Raw genomic sequence first — 15778 nt, forward strand, 5'->3', positions numbered from 1 at the left:
TTCTGTCATGTAATTTTAATTAAATTAATGAGTTAGACTTTATATTTGTTAAAATTTGCGCGCGCAAAATTATAACTTAATTCTATTAAAACAAAAGATTCGTGTTATTTTATTGAAATAGAGCGAAATTGGACCGTTTTTTAGCTTAAAATACCTTGTGATTAACATAGTTTAGTTTTATGGCCTTATTTTGGATTGCATTCCGGGTTTCTTTTATTTACTTTTGAAGCCTGATAAAATCAGACAAGCAATACATTAATAAACCATATAAGATGAAAGGAATAATTTTAGCCGGCGGTTCAGGAACCCGTCTTTATCCAATTACACGTTCAATCTCGAAACAAATAATTCCGGTTTACGATAAACCCATGATTTATTATCCACTATCGGTTTTAATGTTGGCAGGAATTCGTGAGATATTAATTATATCAACTCCCGAAGATATTGGTTTGTATGAGAAATTATTTGGCGACGGTTCGCAACTCGGTCTGAAACTGTCGTATAAAATACAGCCATCGCCCGATGGTTTGGCGCAGGCATTTATTCTTGGCGAAGAATTTATTGGCGACGATAACGTGAGTATGATTCTTGGCGACAATATATTTTATGGTTATAAATTCAGGAAGATTCTGGAGCAGGCAGCAACATTGGAAGATGGCGCAACTGTTTTTGGATATTACGTGAATGATCCGGAACGATACGGTGTTGTTGAGTTTGACGAGGCAGGCAAAGTAACAAGTATCGAAGAAAAACCGGACGAGCCAAAATCAAATTACGCGGTAACCGGCCTTTATTTTTACTCGAACGATGTGGTTGAAAAAGCAAAAGCTTTAAAACCTTCAAAACGCGGGGAGCTTGAGATTACTGACTTGAATCGTATTTACCTCGAAGAAAACCGATTGAAAGTGAAACTACTTAGCCGTGGATTTGCCTGGTTAGATACCGGAACACACGATAGTTTGCTGCAGGCTTCTAATTTTATTTCAACCATTGAGCAGCGCCAGGGACTGAAAGTTTCGTGTATCGAAGAAATTGCATGGAAAAAAGGCTACATCAGTACCGAACAATTGATTGATTTGGCCAAGCCACTCAGTAAAAATCAATACGGCGAATATTTATTAAAAATCGCCAGCAAAAAAGCATTTACATTTTAATAAGGAATGAATATAGTAGAGACGGGAATCCCCGGATTAGTGGTAATCGAGCCGCGGGTGTTTGCGGATGACAGAGGATATTTTTTTGAAACTTTTCACGAAGAAAGATATCGGGAAGCCGGTATCATAAAACCATTTATACAAGATAATGAATCGCGCTCAACAAAAGGAGTGGTGCGAGGTTTGCATTATCAATTGGGCGATGCGGCGCAGGCAAAATTAGTACGTGTTGTACAAGGTGCAGTTTATGATGTTGCCGTTGATTTGCGCAAAGGTTCGCCTACTTTTGGACAGTGGTTTGGCGTTCAACTCGATGAGAATAATAAAAAACAGTTATATGTGCCACGTGGTTTTGCTCATGGCTTTTCTGTTTTGAGCGATACCGCTATTTTTACATACAAATGCGACAATTTATATAATCCGGCAACTGAACGCTCGATTAATCCTTTTGATGAAACAATTGGGATTGACTGGCAGTTAGGTGAAAGTGAGAAAATTGTCTCGGAGAAAGATTTGGCAGGACCAGATTTTGCAGATGCAGAAATGAATTTTGTTTACGATCAGCAATGAAGATATTAATAACAGGCGCATACGGACAATTGGGCAACGAATTAAACTTGCTCAGTAAAAACTATCCAGATTGGGAGTTTGTTTTTACTGATGTTGATTCGTTGGATATTACCGATGAAGAACAGTTAAAAAGTTACTTTGCTGATAACAACTTTGAGTTGGTAATAAATTGTGCAGCTTATACAGCTGTTGACAAAGCAGAGTCGGATTTTGAAACTGCACAAAAAGTTAATGCACTTGCACCTAAATTGCTTGCAAAATATTCGAAAGCTGTTGGCGCAAAGTATATTCATGTTTCAACCGATTATGTTTTTGCCGGCGATGCACATCTTCCTTATGAAGAAACCGATGCGGTTGCACCAAACGGAGCTTACGGCAAAACTAAACTCGAGGGCGAGCAAAATTGTCAGGCTGAAAATCCTGAAACAGTGATCATTAGAACAGCCTGGTTGTATTCTGCTTTCGGAAATAACTTTGTAAAAACCATGCTGCGCCTCGGAAAAGAAAAGGATGAATTGGGCGTGGTTTTCGATCAGGTTGGATCGCCAACTTATGCCGCCGATCTGGCTGCAGCAATTTTAAAAGTGGCTGAAAGTGAAAAGTTCGTGCCCGGTATTTATCACTATTCTAACGAAGGAGTGGCCAGCTGGTACGATTTTGCTTTGGCGATTTTCGAAATTTCAGGAGTTGATTGTAAAGTTAAACCAGTACTTTCGGAGAACTTCCCGACACCTGCAAAAAGACCGGCCTATAGTGTGCTGAATAAAGCAAAAATAAAAGTAACTTACGAGTTGGAAGTTCCGTATTGGCGCGATAGTTTAAAAATCTGTATAAAACATCTAGAAAGAGAATAATCATGGAAAATCAAGAATTAATGGAAGTAAGAGCGAAAGCACAGGAATGGCTTTCGGATACTTACGATGAAGAAACAAGGGCTCAGGTTCAAGCGCTTTTAGATGCTGAAGACCCAACGGAGCTGATTGATTCTTTTTACCGTAGCCTGGAGTTTGGAACCGGCGGTCTTCGCGGCATTATGGGCGTAGGAACCAACCGTATGAATATCTACACAGTTGGTGCTGCAACGCAGGGATTAAGTAATTACCTGAAGAAAAATTTTGCTGATCTTGATGAGATAAAAGTGGCTATTGGTCACGATTGCAGAAACAACAGCCGTTTGTTCTCTGAAACCAGTGCAAAGATTTTTGCTGCCAATGGAATTAAAGCATACTTGTTCGATGATTTACGTCCAACACCTGAGTTGTCGTTTGCTATTCGCGAACTAGGCTGCCAGAGTGGTATTATTCTTACGGCATCGCACAATCCTAAAGAATACAACGGTTACAAAGCTTATTGGGAAGATGGTTCGCAGATTGTTGGTCCGCACGACGTAAACATCGTTAACGAGGTTGCCAAAATAAAACCGGAAGATATCAAATTCGATGGACCTGATGAGTTGATCGAAATTCTGGGAGAGGAAATGGATAACAAATTCCTTGCAGAGGTTAAAAAGGTTTCTATTTCGCCTGACGTTGTTGAACGTCACAAAGACATTAAAATTATTTATACGCCAATTCACGGAACAGGAGTGAAGTTAATTCCTGCTGCTTTACGCGAATTTGGTTTCACAAACATCATAAATATTCCTGAGCAGGATGTGGTAAGCGGCGATTTTCCAACAGTGGTTTCGCCAAACCCGGAGGAGCCTGCAGCCATGGAAATGGCCATGAAAAAGGCCGCTGAAATTGATGCCGATGTTGTTATGGCTTCCGACCCTGATTCTGACCGGATTGGTGTTGTGGTGAAAGACGATAAAGGCGAATACATCATTGTAAACGGTAACCAAACTGCGCTGCTTTTCTTCTATTACATTATTGTAAAAATGAAGGAAGCCGGCAAACTGAAAGGAAACGAGTTTGTAGTGAAAACAATCGTTTCTACTGAAATGATTGCCGAAGTTGCCCGCCGAAATAACATCGAATATTTTGATGTGTACACCGGATTTAAATTTATTGCCGAAGTAATTCGCGATAACGAAGGTGTGAAAAAATACATCGGAGGTGGCGAGGAAAGTTTTGGTTTTATGCCTTCTGATTTTGTGCGCGATAAAGATGCCGTTTCGGCATGTGCCTTAATGGCCGAGATCACTGCATGGGCAATCGATCAGGGCAAAACATTGTACGAATTACTGCAGGATATTTATCTTGAATATGGTTTCTCGCGCGAGAAAATGAAATATGTGGTTCGTAAAGGAAAGTCGGGTGCCGAAGAAATTCAGCAGATCATGACTAAATTCCGAAACGATCCGCCAAGAGAATTGGGTGGCTCGCCAATGGAATGGGTAAAAGATTACTCAACCTTGATTGCGAAAAACCTGATAACCGGCGAAGAGAAAAAAATCGATCAGAAGATTACTTCAAACGTTTTGCAGTTCTTTACGCAGGACGGAACAAAAATTTCGGTTCGCCCATCGGGAACAGAGCCTAAAATTAAGTTCTATTTTGAGGTAGCCGGCGAATTGAAAGCACGTGAAGATTTTGATGCTGAAGAGCAAAAAGCCGATGCCAAGATCGATGCAATAATGGAAGAACTGGGATTGTAATAAAGTTTTTAGTGCTAAGCGGCTTTGGCCGTTTAGCGCATTTGTATTAAAATATAAATACCTAAATCAACAAAAATGAAATTTAAAATTTTCACTGTAGCCTTGCTTTTTGTAGCAGTGTGCGCAGTCGCTCAAGAGGAAAGACCAGAAATGGTTCCTGAAATGACTGAAATCTGGGATCCTGAAGTACCGGTAATTACACCAGGAGAAACTCCGGCTGATGCACCTTCGGATGCCATTGTTTTATTCGACGGTGTGGATATCGACCGCGAGTGGACAAACCAGGATGGTGGCCCTGTTGGCTGGAAAGTAGCCGACGGTTGTGTAACCGTTGAAAGAGGAACCGGAATCATTCAGACAAAACGTTCTTTCGAAGATTTTCAATTACACATTGAGTGGAGATCACCCGCCGAAGTAATTGGCGAAAGCCAGGGACGTGGAAACAGTGGTGTTTTCCTTCAGAAACGTTACGAAGTGCAGGTACTGGATAACTACAACAACCGTACTTACCGCAATGGTCAGGCCGGAAGTTTGTACAAACAACACGCACCGCTGGTAAATGCTTGTAAAGGCCCGGGCGAGTGGCAAGTGTACGATATTATTTACACTGCACCGCGTTTTAACGACGACGGAACCTATTTTACACCGCCAACCGTTACTGTTCTGCACAATGGTGTTTTGGTTCAAAACAATTCAAAATTGCGCGGACCAACAGAATACATTGGTATTCCTGAATACAGTGTAGAAAAACACGGTGCCGATGTTATTCAGTTGCAAGACCACGGAAATCCGGTGAGTTACCGTAATATCTGGATTCGCGAACTGTAGATGAAATACAAAAGATAAATGAAAACCGGGAGTTTGTGCTTCCGGTTTTTTATGAAATAAATAGAGGAGGTGGATTATTCAAACTCTTCAGAAAAAACAAGTTGGTCGTTATTGTCCGACAATTTAGTATAGTCAACAGCACCGCTTCCGGCGAATCGATATGAAACTCCTTTTAAAGCACCATTACTGTTTTCGTAAGAAGTGGTGTAAATTTCCTCATCATTCAGCAAAACGGTTACGAATTTATTGCTGATGTCCAGTTTAAGTGAGTTCCAACTATTCAGGTCAGTACCAAATGCCGAAAGATCGTTGTTCGTTCCCATAACATATTCTGTTCCGAATTTCTGAAAAATACTTCCAATACATCCAGGGTTTGCTAACTGAAGCACATGTCTTCCATATTCAGCAAATATCGATATTTCGCAAATCTGGCAAGCCAGTCCTCCCTCATCAATGTTGTTTTTAACCCGTGTTTCAAACGAAAAATTATCACTGTCGCCGTTAAAGTTTTCGTTTACATAGTAAAAGCAAGTTGCATGATTGTTTTTCGACAAATCGACATGATGGGCTTTAACCGTTTCCGGCGAAATGTATATCTGATTGTTGCCGATGCAATTTTCATTCACATAAATCGGGATCAAATCATTTTCCGGATTTTGAATGAGCGACAGCCAGCCGTTGGTAGTAATGTAAACCGGTATTTCTTTTACTAACTGATCATTGATCATGATTTTTGCACGATGATAGCCCGGGTAATAATATACCGAGGTGGAATATTTTTCGTGCCTTTTAATTTCAGCACGTCGGCGGGCATCCCACGATTGCTGAATAAAAGCACTGTCGAAATCATACATCGAGATATCGTAATCGAAAATAACCGTATTGGGAACTCCGCTGCTAACATTCGTGCGGCTTGTAAAGCTGGCCTCAGAGTAACTTTGAGCCGGCTTACTGTTTAAAAGAATAACTGCAAACAGGGCCACAACTATTACAGTAGCCGGGATATAAAGTACGCGTTTCTGAAACTTAAAATTCAGTCTCTTGCTTTTTCTTGGTGCTACGGGAGAATCAGCATGGTTATCTTTAAAATCGTACCAATCCTTATAATCCAGAAATTGTGCCAGTGCGTTTAGTGTATTTTTTTGCGGAATGCGCTGAAACTGGTTTTTAGAAATTCTTTTCAGGGTGGAAACACTCAGATTGATCCCGGTTTTTTCCTGAATCAGAAGGTTCAGATTTTCATAATCGCGTTGCTGCAATTGTTCCGGATCCTCAACATGCAATTTCTCGGCAATTTGCTGAACAATGATTTTTACGAACTTTTTTTCCTGTTCTGTTTCGTTATACATGGTCATTAATTTCTGGTTCCTAAAAATAGTAAGAACGATCGGTTTTCTATGCGTGAATACGTTTTGATTATGTTTTGACTACGGTTTGAACGTTGATTTTCAGTGTTGTTGCTGAAATTTGTTTCACGAGATTCATAAAAACCAAAGCAATGAAAACATTTGTAACACTACTTTTTATACTTATTAATCTTTCTGTTTCCGCCCAAGAGCATGTTAGTCTCGACGGAATCGACTGGATCTTGAACGGAAAAGTTGTTAACGAAAATTATAAGGGAAAAGACTGTTTGAAAACCGACGAGGGAGTTGCCACTGCCAGTGATTTTACATTAAAAAATGGCATTATTGAGTTTAAAATGTGTATCCAACCGGGAAGGGGATTTGCCGGGGTGCGTTTTCGGGGCGATGGAATGGGAGACACCGAAGAGTTTTACATACGCAAACACCAGAGTGGTAATCCCGATGCCATGCAATACACGCCGGTTTATAACGGTAATGCAGGTTGGCAACTGTATTACGGCGAAGGTTATGGCGCGGTAAAACAGCATGTTTTTGATGAGTGGTTCCAGGTAAAATTGGTGATATCGGGAAATAGAGGTGAGGTTTATATTTCGGATATGAAAAAGCCGATGCTGGTTATTCACGAGTTAAAAATGGGCGAACGTCAAGGGAAAATAGCCTTTTACGGGCCGGCCCGTTTTGCTGATATAAAAATTACTCCATTGGTTTCTCCTGAGTTAAAAGGAGAGTTTAACGAAATAGTTAAAGTGGGTGATGAGGTTATAAAAAGTTACCCGGTTTCTGAAGTATTTGATGCCGAAAAACTGATCAATGAAAATTTGTTCCCAGCTAATTTTACAAAACAGCTTCAATTCAAAAATTGGGAAACTGAAGCAAATGGACTTTTAAATATCTCGAAAACCGCAGCTTTGGCCGAGAAAAAGAATGCAGTTCTTCTGAAAATCACTATTGATTCTGAAACCGACTTGATTAAGATGATGAATTTTGGATTTAGCGATGTGGCCAAAATATTTGTAAACGGTAAAGCGGTTTGGTTGGGCGCTGATATTTACCGAAGCCGCGATTATCGTTTTCTGGGAACAATGGGGTATTTCGATTCTGTTTACCTCGATTTGAAATCAGGGAAGAATGAGATTCTTGTTCTGGTAGCCGAGAATTTTGGCGGTTGGGGATTTAAAGCCCGGTTCGAAAACCTGAACGGTATTAAAATTCTGTAATAAAATAAAACCATTGAAATAACCTTTAAAATTTTAAACAATGAACAGAAGACACAGTTTAAAGGCCGGTGCTGCATTGGTAACCGGACTAACATTAATTCCGGTTGTAAAATCGGCCGGAGAAAACTTAGTCAGCCAAACCGAAGAATCATTTTGGGAGGTAGTTAAAAACCGTCGCTCGGTGCGTGCTTATAAATCGGATCCGGTGCCGAAAGCTGATTTAGAAAAAATAGTAGATGCAGCACGAATGGCTCCAACAGCGGGCAACCAGCAACCCTGGAAATTTCTGGTTATTACCGATAAAAAGAAAATTGAAGCATTAAAAGCTGCAAAACTGAAAGAAGCTGAAGCCTATCTTAAAGATGAGAAAAAGCTGGCAGGCGAAGAGCTGAAGAAGCAACTAAACGAGTATGACAAACAGTTAACAACCGGATATTTGTCGGCGCCGGCTTACATTGTAGTTCTAACGGATAATAACAGTCGTTATCCGCATTATAACCACTGGGATGGCCCTCTGGCTGCTGCAAATTTAATGCTTGCTGCACGTGCGCTTGGTTATGGAACCGTTCATATCACCGATTCGTTTTCGGAGGAACTGACCCGAAAAGTATTTAATATTCCTGAAAATTATACGCGTGTTTGTTTTACTCCGGTTGGCGTTCCGGTAGAATGGCCTGAAAAAGAAAAGCAGGCACTCGGAGATTTTATAGTCAGTAACAGTTTTTAATTTTTAAATAAATAAAAAAGCCTGTTCCAACATTCTGGAACAGGCTTTTTATAGTATCTATCTATTAATTAGAATTCCATCACAAATTCCTCTTTCGGATTACGAACTTTTTTCATCGACGCTAACCAGTCGCCATCATTATCGCGATATCCCAAAGGAAGCATGGTTACACTTTTTAATCCTTTCGATTTTAGATCAAGCAGGTCGTCTAACTCCTCGGTAGTAAAACCTTCCATTGGCGTACAATCTACTTTTTGCTCAGCGGCTTGTGCAATCGACAATCCAAAACCAATGTAGGCCTGGCGGGCAGTGTGAATAAAGTTTTCTTCAGCCGATTGAGGTAAATAAGCTGCTTTTAGTTTGTCGGTGTAAGAGCCAAAACGACCGCGAGGTAATCCGCGTTCATCGGTAGTGCGGTTGTAAATCTCATCAATACGTTCTTCGGTGTAACGATCCCAGGCTGCAAAAACCAACAGGTGCGAACACTCTGCAACTATTTCCTGTCCCCATGCAATCGGAACGATTTTATCCTTCAATTCCTGGTCGGTGATAACGATTACACGAAACTGCTGTAAACCCGACGAAGTAGGAGCAAGGCGTGCTGCCTCAACAATTTTATCTACATCTTCCTGCGCTACTTTTTTTGTGGGGTCGTACTTTTTAGTGGCATATCTCCACTGTAAATTTTCTAATAATGACATTGTTTAATATTTTGACTTTAATAATTGAAGCCTACTTGGCTCTGTTTAATATTTTAACTACTAAATCTTTTAGCTGCATTAAATCTTCAGGTGTAATTCCCATTGCTTTTACCACTTTTTGCGGAACTTCTGCGGCTTTGGTTTGTAATTGTTTTCCGCTCTCGGTAAGCGATATTTCAACTACGCGCTCATCGCAACTACTGCGTTTGCGCGAAATCAAACCTTTTGCAGCCATTCGTTTTAATAAAGGGGTGATCGTTCCATTTTCGAGATTCAATTTGTCACCTATTTCATGCACCTTTTGCGGTTCATTTTCCCACAAAACCATCATCACCAGGTATTGTGGATAGGTAATGTCAATCTCTTCAAGAATCGGGCGATACACGTTAACGATTTCGCGCGATAAGGCGTAAACTGGAAAACATACCTGACTCTTTAATTTTAACTCCTCATCCATTTATTAAAACTTTTGCTGTACAAATATAGTGCAAAATAAAATCGTGCACGATATAATGGTATAAAATGTAATGGATTTTAGAAAAGATTAATATTTCATACCAATCAAGGGTTGAAAAAATTACTGTATAACCTTGATTTTCTCCCTTTTTTACCTCGGTCCTGAAGGAAGAAAGGCAGAAAATACTTGATCATCCTTTAGGATTTGAGGTAAAATCAAGGATTTTTATACAATCTGTGATTCAACCCTTGATTCGCATATTTCATGAATATTTATGAATATAAATGGGGGAATTGTTTTAGAATTAATAGGGAATTATTTAATGACAGTACCTTTTGCGCCCCACCAGTAAAAGGCATTCATTTTTAACCGGTTTGTTTTAACTGTTGGATCTTCTCCTTCCAGTTTTAAAGCTTCGTCAACTGTTGCCACATCAAAAATTAATAATCCCCGATTATTGCCACCTCCTTCAAACGGACCGGCTACAATTAGCTTTCCACTTTCAGCCAACTTATTTAGGTGCGCCATGTGCATTTGCTGGTAATAGGCTGCCTCTGTCGAATCTTTACTTTTTGTTTCTCCACTTTCAAGGAGCATAAAAACATAACGTTTCATGGTGTAGGTGGTGTCGCCTTCGGTGTAGGAGAATTCGCGCTGGTCCTGGGCCGAAACAGCAAAGGCAAAAGTTAAAAGGCAAAAGGCAAAAACAATTCTTTTCATAGTTGACTATTTTGTTTAAGGATGCCATCTTTATCTGTTTTATTTAGAGAAAGATGGCATCCTTTCTTTTTTTATGTTATAGATTGTTAGTATTCAGCATTCAGTATTAAATGACTAATAACCAATGACCAGTGATTGATAACACTCTACTTTTTCAACTGGTCTTTAAATATCTTCTTGAATTTCTCCAGTTTTGGAGCCACTACAAACTGGCAATAACCTTGCGATTTATTGCGCGCATAATAATTTATGTGGTAATCTTCCGCAATGTAAAACTTGTCGAATTCGGTAACTTCGGTAACGATTGGTCTGCTGTAAACTTCTTCCTTTTCAAAAAGATCGATAACACGTTCTGCCACTTCTTTTTGTTCTTCGTTGTGATAGAATATTGCCGAACGATATTGCGGACCAACATCGTTGCCTTGTCTGTTTAACGTTGTAGGGTCGTGTGTCATAAAAAACACTTCCAGAATTTCTGAAAAGCTCACCACCTCCGGATCGAAAGTAATTTGCACTACTTCGGCGTGGCCGGTTGTTCCTTCGCAAACCTCCTTGTACGTTGGATTTTTTACGTGTCCTCCGCTGTAACCCGGTTTTACATCAACAACTCCTTTTAACTCCAGGTAAATGGCTTCGGTGCACCAAAAGCATCCTCCGCCGAGTGTGGCTTTCTGCAAATCTTTACTCATACAAGTACTTGAATAAATTAATAGTGTGAATATAACTGCTAGTGTTTTCATTTCTTTTTAGGTATAAATCGCGAAAACGTTTTTTTCTCAAACTCCCAGGCAAAACGGAATTGTCCAAAAACGGAGGCAATCAGTAAAAATAACACCTGGTAAGCCGGAACTACGGTAACGATGTATAGCGGAACTTTTATCCAAAGACTGGTGGTTTCGGTTATGCCGACGAGATCGAAAACTCCTTTGCGCACATACAGCGCAGCACTTCCGGTTATTGAAAATACAAACAGAATTATTAAAACCTGGAAATTACTGTTCAGGTTCCATTTCTTTTTAAGTCGCTCAAACATTATCTCACTTTTGCTACTATTAACAAAAGAGTAGAATGTATGTTTTGTGTTGCTTTAAATAATATGGGTTTGGAATATGATGTAACCGTAAATGGCAAAGCGTAAAAAGCGGAATAGGGCATATTTTAGGTAACGTTTTGATGGGTAGCCGGCCGAACCAACCAGCAGGCTGATAGCAGCCCACGGAAGTGGAGTTAGTGCCGCTACAATAATCAGGAACAAACCATATTTTTTTAGCAATGGCCACTGTTCTTTTAGCAGGGTATTTCTGAAACGTTTAAGCCCGTCGCGGTTGTAGAAAAAGCGGCCAATAAGAAATGTAAGGTAGCCCATAAAATAGGAGACCGCAGCAAAAAAGGCCAGGTTCAGAAAATAATGCGCAATGGTATCTTTATTGATGGCCCAAATCATAAAAAGTTCGGGCGGAATAATACCAAAGAAAAATTCGGATAAACAATACACCAGGTAAACCAACATCGGTTTGGCGTAAATTTTATCCATCCATTCGTCGGGTGCACGCGATATTACAAATTCCTTAAAAAGTAAGTAGGCCCCCAAAATTATGAGCAGCCAGACAAATCCTTTCAGACCATTTTTAATTAGAAACTGTATTCGCGGACTTAGATTCATAGTTGATTTCGTTTACACGGCAATGTACAAAATAAAAGACATGTAGGCAGCCAAAACCATGCCAATGTAACCGATTGGGGAGAAGATTTTTTCTTAAGTTAATTCCACCACGGTAATCTCCGGAGGCATACCAATTCTGCCCGGAAAACCAATGTATCCGAACCCGCGGTTTACATACAGGAATTGTTTTTTCTCTCGATACAAACCTCCCCAGCGCGGATATTTATATTGTACCGGGCTCCACTTAATTCCGGCACGTTCTATACCAAATTGCATACCGTGCGTGTGGCCTGCAAATGTAAGGTCGATGTCGGTAGATTCCAGTACTTCTGCATCCCAGTGCGACGGGTCGTGGCTCATTAAAATTTTGAAGGACTGGCCTTGTGCTTTTTCTGAAGCTTTTTTCAAATCGCCGTGTTGCGGGAAAGGTGGTTTTCCCCAGTTCTCCACACCAACCAGTGCAATTTCTTCGCCGTTAATGGTTAAGGTTTCTGTTTCATTCAGCAGCAAACGGAAACCAATTTTCTGATGAAATTTTTTGATGGCAGCCAGGTTTTTTTCTTTGGCAGCCGGTGATTCCCATTCCGAATAATCGCCGTAGTCGTGATTTCCAAGTACCGAATATTTGCCGATTTTGGCATTCAGCTGCGATAAAACCGATTCCCAACCTTCAGTTTCTTCGGCAAAATTATTTACAAGGTCGCCAGTGAATAATAGAATATCCGGTTCCTGTTCGTTAATCAGCTCAACAGCTTTTGCCACCTGGTCGAACTTTTTGTTAAAGCTGCCCAGGTGCATATCCGATATCTGTACGATTTTTAATCCTTTAAACGATTTTGGCAAATTATCGAAATGCAAACTTTCGCGCATCACGCGGTAATTAAATTTACCTTTTGTAACGCCATAAAGAATCCCCGCAAACGGAACGGCTGCCAAAACCAATCCCATTTGATATAAAAATTCTGCTCTCTCCATTTTCCTTCCCGAATTATTTCGTGATAAATCTTTCTTTCTTTTTCCTTTTAACCAGCTGAAAATCTTTTGAAAAATCAGCTGAATATCTTTTAGTAATACAAATACAATAAATACAAATTTCGGAAAATAGAACAGTGCAAATGCCGATACCAGGTAGCCGGCATAGATGTATGCCTCCGACTGTTTTACATGTTTTATTCCGAACATAAAAAGGCAAAATCCGCCAAACACAACAACTGAAATTGCCCAAAATACGATGCTTAAGGATTGTTTTATGAATTTTATTTTGAGTTTTGCGAGCAGTGGTTTTATTCCCCGGTAGGTGTAAATGTCCACCAGCAGCATAAAAATAAACAGGGGAATTAATAACATGGCACTCGCTCTCATAAAATTACCTCATCGTTTTAACTCGTTGCAAATAAACAGTTTTATTATTAAAAAGTTTGTAATTCGGGTTGCAAACAAATCACAAAAAATCTTAAATGCGAGCAGAATAAATTGGGGTAGGGAGGAAGTAGGAACCTGTCTAATCTTCAGAAGCTTCTTCGGTTTTGCTTGAGTCGGCTACCAGACGATTAATTTCTTTTAGCTCATCGGGAGTAAAATGACGGTATTTTCCCCGTTTTAAATTTCCGAGTTCGATATTCATTATTCGAACTCGTTTCAGGCGGGTAACTTCGTAGCCCAGATGCGTGCACATACGGCGAATCTGGCGGTTTAAACCTTGCGTAAGAACAATTTTAAAAGAAAAGTCGTTGATGCGTTCTACCCGGCATTTTTTAGTGATGGTATCTAAAATCGGAACGCCGTTGCTCATTTGACGGATAAAAGCCTGTGTGATTTTTCGGTTTACGTTAACAATGTATTCCTTTTCGTGATTGTTTCCGGCGCGAAGAATTTTGTTTACGATGTCGCCATCGTTGGTCATAAAAATCAGTCCTTCACTGGGTTTATCGAGGCGGCCAATGGGAAATATCCGCTCTGGGAAATTGATGAAATCAACAATGTTGTCTTTTTTGCTGGTGTCGGTGGTGCAGGTTATTCCAACCGGTTTATGAAAAGCAAGGTAGATATTCGGAACCTCTTTCGTGATCAGTTGTCCATCAACTTCAATACGATCATCAGAAGTAACCTGAACGCCAAGCCCGGCAATTTCGCCATTTACTTTTACCTTCCCGCTTTCAATCAGCCGGTCGGCTTCGCGACGCGAACAAAAACCGGTTTCCGAAATCGCTTTATTTAATCGTTTGCTTTCCATCCGGGGGCAAAAGTAGGAAATCTAGCCTGACTAAGTCACAAATTTTCTTTGGGAATAGAATAATTTATGAATTAAACAGGCTAAAGCCACCATTCAGCTTTCACGCCTAAATAATGTCCCCATTTTTGTTCGCCCACAAATTGTAAATAGGGCGAATACAGGTTTTCGCTGGCAGCATCGTTGTAGTGCGACAATGAAAAAATAAACCTGAAATGTGGCCGAACACCGGTGCTTTTTTCGCCCGTTGGGGCAAAGGTCGGTGCCAAACTAATTTTCTGGTAGCAGTACTTCGGATCTTCGCCATCTTTTCGTTGCGAATAGTGAAACTCGCTTAATAAGTGAAACTTATCGGTGACATAATGCACATCTCTGAAACCAATTGTCAGATCTTGTTTGTAGTTGTAAACTTCGCGGCCCCAATAGGTTTCGGCCATGCCTTTTGTGTCGGCAGCTCCCTTACTTTGTGTGAAAATGAGATAGGCATTTAAATTATTTTCCTCGCTGATGTCAAACTTTACCTCATCAACAATTGCCAGGGAATAGGCACCGGAATAGTCGAGTTTATCGAGATCGGGAGCACCAAAAGTTATCCATGTTTTTGTTAGACCGCCGTCGCCACCATTAGCGATGCTGGTACCATAACGAACCGCCAAAGTATTGTAGGCGCCAATTTCAAGAGAAGGCAGGTCGGATTGAAGTTTCAGTCCGTATACAAAACCATGATCAGCAGAGTAGTTCAAAACAACGTCCGCGTTGTCAGTTCGTGGCTCCGGAATTGGATCGCTCTCTGTTCCTCCCATTCGGTGAAATTCAAATAACCCGGTAAGTTTATTGTTTTCTGACAACTGAAAATCGTGTTCGAGAATAAGTACATTCCGTTGGCGAAGCGCAATGTTTGCAACTCCGTCGCCAATATTCAAATAGAAATACGGAGGAACATCGGCAGTTGTATCGGTTGAGGAGACAAAAATGGAGGCAAAGCGTGTGTTTTTATACTCAATTCCAAATCCTTGCCCCGAATGATCATCGAAGAAAAAATGGTCGGCAATATGTACTTCGCCTTTTCGGTACAATCGGGCTCCAATCCAAATACTTAGGTCTTTGCCATTAATGTTGCTGGCTTCTGCATAAATTTCGGGCATGGCAATGGTAAGTCCTCCCAAACTGCTGGTTGATGAATTTCCGAAAAGCGATAAACTTTTGGAATAAACGGCAAACCGGGTTTGTACTTTTATTTTAGTGAGGTCGTTTTCGTTAAATGGTTTAAAATGGAAGGTTGGAACCAGTTCCAGGTAATCTTGTTCTTCAAGGCGGCCACCAATACTTCCCATATTATTCAGGTTGAGTCGCCGGCCAATCGACCCGCCATTATCGTAATTCCAGTCAACACCTACACGTCCGTAGGTGTCGAAACTGAAACCTGTTTTATCGCCTTGTTCGATGTAGTTTAACTGCCCAATGGAAATGATGGGGAGAATTAAAAAGACAGAGAAAAGGATGATGAATTGACGTATCATAAGTTGGTTGCGTTTACAGAATTGG

General features: G+C 40.4%; 17 protein-coding genes. 7 read left to right on the forward strand and 10 right to left on the reverse strand.

The annotated features are described in order from the left end of the window. The first annotated feature begins 272 nt into the window (after window positions 1–272). From rfbA to QZ576_RS07825, 5 genes are all read left to right on the forward strand, one after another. Window positions 273–1154 (forward strand): glucose-1-phosphate thymidylyltransferase RfbA, encoded by an 882-nt coding sequence (rfbA, locus tag QZ576_RS07805; RefSeq protein ID WP_297095788.1) that lies wholly within the window; start codon window positions 273–275, stop codon window positions 1152–1154. Between the two features lie 6 nt (window positions 1155–1160). Next, window positions 1161–1724, forward strand: a complete 564-nt coding sequence (gene rfbC, locus QZ576_RS07810) for a dTDP-4-dehydrorhamnose 3,5-epimerase (RefSeq protein WP_297095790.1) — start codon at window positions 1161–1163, stop codon at window positions 1722–1724. Further along, entirely contained in the window at window positions 1721–2578 is an 858-nt protein-coding gene (gene rfbD / locus QZ576_RS07815) for a dTDP-4-dehydrorhamnose reductase (protein ID WP_297095793.1), read from the forward strand. Before rfbC ends, rfbD begins: the two co-directional genes overlap by 4 nt. A 2-nt stretch (window positions 2579–2580) precedes the next feature. Next, window positions 2581–4323 carry a phospho-sugar mutase gene (locus QZ576_RS07820; RefSeq protein WP_297095796.1) on the forward strand — a complete coding sequence of 581 codons (1743 nt, stop codon included), beginning with the start codon at window positions 2581–2583 and terminating at the stop codon, window positions 4321–4323. Between the two features lie 75 nt (window positions 4324–4398). After that, window positions 4399–5151 carry a DUF1080 domain-containing protein gene (locus tag QZ576_RS07825; protein ID WP_297095799.1) on the forward strand — a complete coding sequence of 251 codons (753 nt, stop codon included), beginning with the start codon at window positions 4399–4401 and terminating at the stop codon, window positions 5149–5151. Window positions 5152–5225: 74 nt separating this feature from the next. Here QZ576_RS07825 and QZ576_RS07830 read toward each other — a convergent pair whose 3' ends face one another. Next, a complete protein-coding gene (locus tag QZ576_RS07830; RefSeq protein ID WP_297095801.1) occupies window positions 5226–6500 on the reverse strand; it encodes a hypothetical protein in 1275 nt (424 codons plus the stop codon). Window positions 6501–6649: 149 nt separating this feature from the next. Here QZ576_RS07830 and QZ576_RS07835 point away from each other — a divergent pair, with 149 nt between their 5' ends. Both QZ576_RS07835 and QZ576_RS07840 read left to right on the forward strand, forming a co-directional pair. After that, the gene (locus QZ576_RS07835) at window positions 6650–7735 is read left to right on the forward strand and encodes a hypothetical protein (RefSeq protein WP_297095803.1); all 1086 of its coding nucleotides are present in this window, start codon (window positions 6650–6652) and stop codon (window positions 7733–7735) included. A gap of 40 nt (window positions 7736–7775) precedes the next feature. Beyond that, window positions 7776–8462, forward strand: coding sequence for a nitroreductase family protein (locus tag QZ576_RS07840; protein ID WP_297095805.1), 687 nt, complete (start codon window positions 7776–7778; stop codon window positions 8460–8462). Between the two features lie 68 nt (window positions 8463–8530). Here QZ576_RS07840 and QZ576_RS07845 read toward each other — a convergent pair whose 3' ends face one another. The 9 genes from QZ576_RS07845 to QZ576_RS07885 all read right to left on the reverse strand — a co-directional run bounded on the left by QZ576_RS07845 (window position 8531) and on the right by QZ576_RS07885 (window position 15753). Beyond that, window positions 8531–9163, reverse strand: coding sequence for an NAD(P)H-dependent oxidoreductase (locus QZ576_RS07845; protein WP_297095807.1), 633 nt, complete (start codon window positions 9161–9163; stop codon window positions 8531–8533). Window positions 9164–9194: 31 nt separating this feature from the next. Next, window positions 9195–9620 (reverse strand): MarR family winged helix-turn-helix transcriptional regulator, encoded by a 426-nt coding sequence (locus QZ576_RS07850; protein ID WP_297095809.1) that lies wholly within the window; start codon window positions 9618–9620, stop codon window positions 9195–9197. A gap of 315 nt (window positions 9621–9935) precedes the next feature. Next, complete coding sequence (locus tag QZ576_RS07855; RefSeq protein ID WP_297095811.1) at window positions 9936–10340, reverse strand: YciI family protein; 405 nt, start codon at window positions 10338–10340, stop codon at window positions 9936–9938. A 146-nt stretch (window positions 10341–10486) separates the two neighbouring features. Further along, window positions 10487–11080, reverse strand: a complete 594-nt coding sequence (gene msrA, locus QZ576_RS07860) for a peptide-methionine (S)-S-oxide reductase MsrA (RefSeq protein ID WP_297095814.1) — start codon at window positions 11078–11080, stop codon at window positions 10487–10489. After that, the gene (locus QZ576_RS07865) at window positions 11077–11373 is read right to left on the reverse strand and encodes a DUF6787 family protein (RefSeq protein WP_297095816.1); all 297 of its coding nucleotides are present in this window, start codon (window positions 11371–11373) and stop codon (window positions 11077–11079) included. Before QZ576_RS07865 ends, msrA begins: the two co-directional genes overlap by 4 nt. Window positions 11374–11427: 54 nt before the next feature. Then, a complete protein-coding gene (locus QZ576_RS07870) occupies window positions 11428–12003 on the reverse strand; it encodes a hypothetical protein (RefSeq protein ID WP_297095818.1) in 576 nt (191 codons plus the stop codon). A 93-nt stretch (window positions 12004–12096) separates the two neighbouring features. After that, window positions 12097–13350 (reverse strand): metallophosphoesterase, encoded by a 1254-nt coding sequence (locus tag QZ576_RS07875; RefSeq protein WP_297095820.1) that lies wholly within the window; start codon window positions 13348–13350, stop codon window positions 12097–12099. A 154-nt stretch (window positions 13351–13504) separates the two neighbouring features. Next, window positions 13505–14236: a 23S rRNA pseudouridine(2604) synthase RluF gene (rluF, locus tag QZ576_RS07880; RefSeq protein ID WP_297095822.1), complete on the reverse strand. Its 732-nt coding sequence runs from the start codon at window positions 14234–14236 to the stop codon at window positions 13505–13507. An 80-nt stretch (window positions 14237–14316) separates the two neighbouring features. Then, entirely contained in the window at window positions 14317–15753 is a 1437-nt protein-coding gene (locus QZ576_RS07885) for a carbohydrate porin (protein ID WP_297095824.1), read from the reverse strand. Window positions 15754–15778 lie beyond the last annotated feature (25 nt).

This window comes from uncultured Draconibacterium sp. (assembly GCF_913060805.1).
Classification (GTDB): Bacteria; Bacteroidota; Bacteroidia; order Bacteroidales; family Prolixibacteraceae; genus Draconibacterium.

Excerpts from the sequence above, each read along its gene's own strand:
- rfbA (WP_297095788.1), top strand. The coding sequence starts at position 273 with ATGAAAGGAATAATTTTAGCCGGCGGTTCAGGAACCCGTCTTTATCCA.
- rfbC (WP_297095790.1), top strand. The coding sequence starts at position 1,161 with ATGAATATAGTAGAGACGGGAATCCCCGGATTAGTGGTAATCGAGCCG.
- rfbD (WP_297095793.1), top strand. The coding sequence starts at position 1,721 with ATGAAGATATTAATAACAGGCGCATACGGACAATTGGGCAACGAATTA.
- QZ576_RS07820 (WP_297095796.1), top strand. The coding sequence starts at position 2,581 with ATGGAAAATCAAGAATTAATGGAAGTAAGAGCGAAAGCACAGGAATGG.
- QZ576_RS07825 (WP_297095799.1), top strand. The coding sequence starts at position 4,399 with ATGAAATTTAAAATTTTCACTGTAGCCTTGCTTTTTGTAGCAGTGTGC.
- QZ576_RS07830 (WP_297095801.1), bottom strand. The coding sequence starts at position 6,500 with ATGTATAACGAAACAGAACAGGAAAAAAAGTTCGTAAAAATCATTGTT.
- QZ576_RS07835 (WP_297095803.1), top strand. The coding sequence starts at position 6,650 with ATGAAAACATTTGTAACACTACTTTTTATACTTATTAATCTTTCTGTT.
- QZ576_RS07840 (WP_297095805.1), top strand. The coding sequence starts at position 7,776 with ATGAACAGAAGACACAGTTTAAAGGCCGGTGCTGCATTGGTAACCGGA.
- QZ576_RS07845 (WP_297095807.1), bottom strand. The coding sequence starts at position 9,163 with ATGTCATTATTAGAAAATTTACAGTGGAGATATGCCACTAAAAAGTAC.
- QZ576_RS07850 (WP_297095809.1), bottom strand. The coding sequence starts at position 9,620 with ATGGATGAGGAGTTAAAATTAAAGAGTCAGGTATGTTTTCCAGTTTAC.
- QZ576_RS07855 (WP_297095811.1), bottom strand. The coding sequence starts at position 10,340 with ATGAAAAGAATTGTTTTTGCCTTTTGCCTTTTAACTTTTGCCTTTGCT.
- msrA (WP_297095814.1), bottom strand. The coding sequence starts at position 11,080 with ATGAAAACACTAGCAGTTATATTCACACTATTAATTTATTCAAGTACT.
- QZ576_RS07865 (WP_297095816.1), bottom strand. The coding sequence starts at position 11,373 with ATGTTTGAGCGACTTAAAAAGAAATGGAACCTGAACAGTAATTTCCAG.
- QZ576_RS07870 (WP_297095818.1), bottom strand. The coding sequence starts at position 12,003 with ATGAATCTAAGTCCGCGAATACAGTTTCTAATTAAAAATGGTCTGAAA.
- QZ576_RS07875 (WP_297095820.1), bottom strand. The coding sequence starts at position 13,350 with ATGTTATTAATTCCCCTGTTTATTTTTATGCTGCTGGTGGACATTTAC.
- rluF (WP_297095822.1), bottom strand. The coding sequence starts at position 14,236 with ATGGAAAGCAAACGATTAAATAAAGCGATTTCGGAAACCGGTTTTTGT.
- QZ576_RS07885 (WP_297095824.1), bottom strand. The coding sequence starts at position 15,753 with ATGATACGTCAATTCATCATCCTTTTCTCTGTCTTTTTAATTCTCCCC.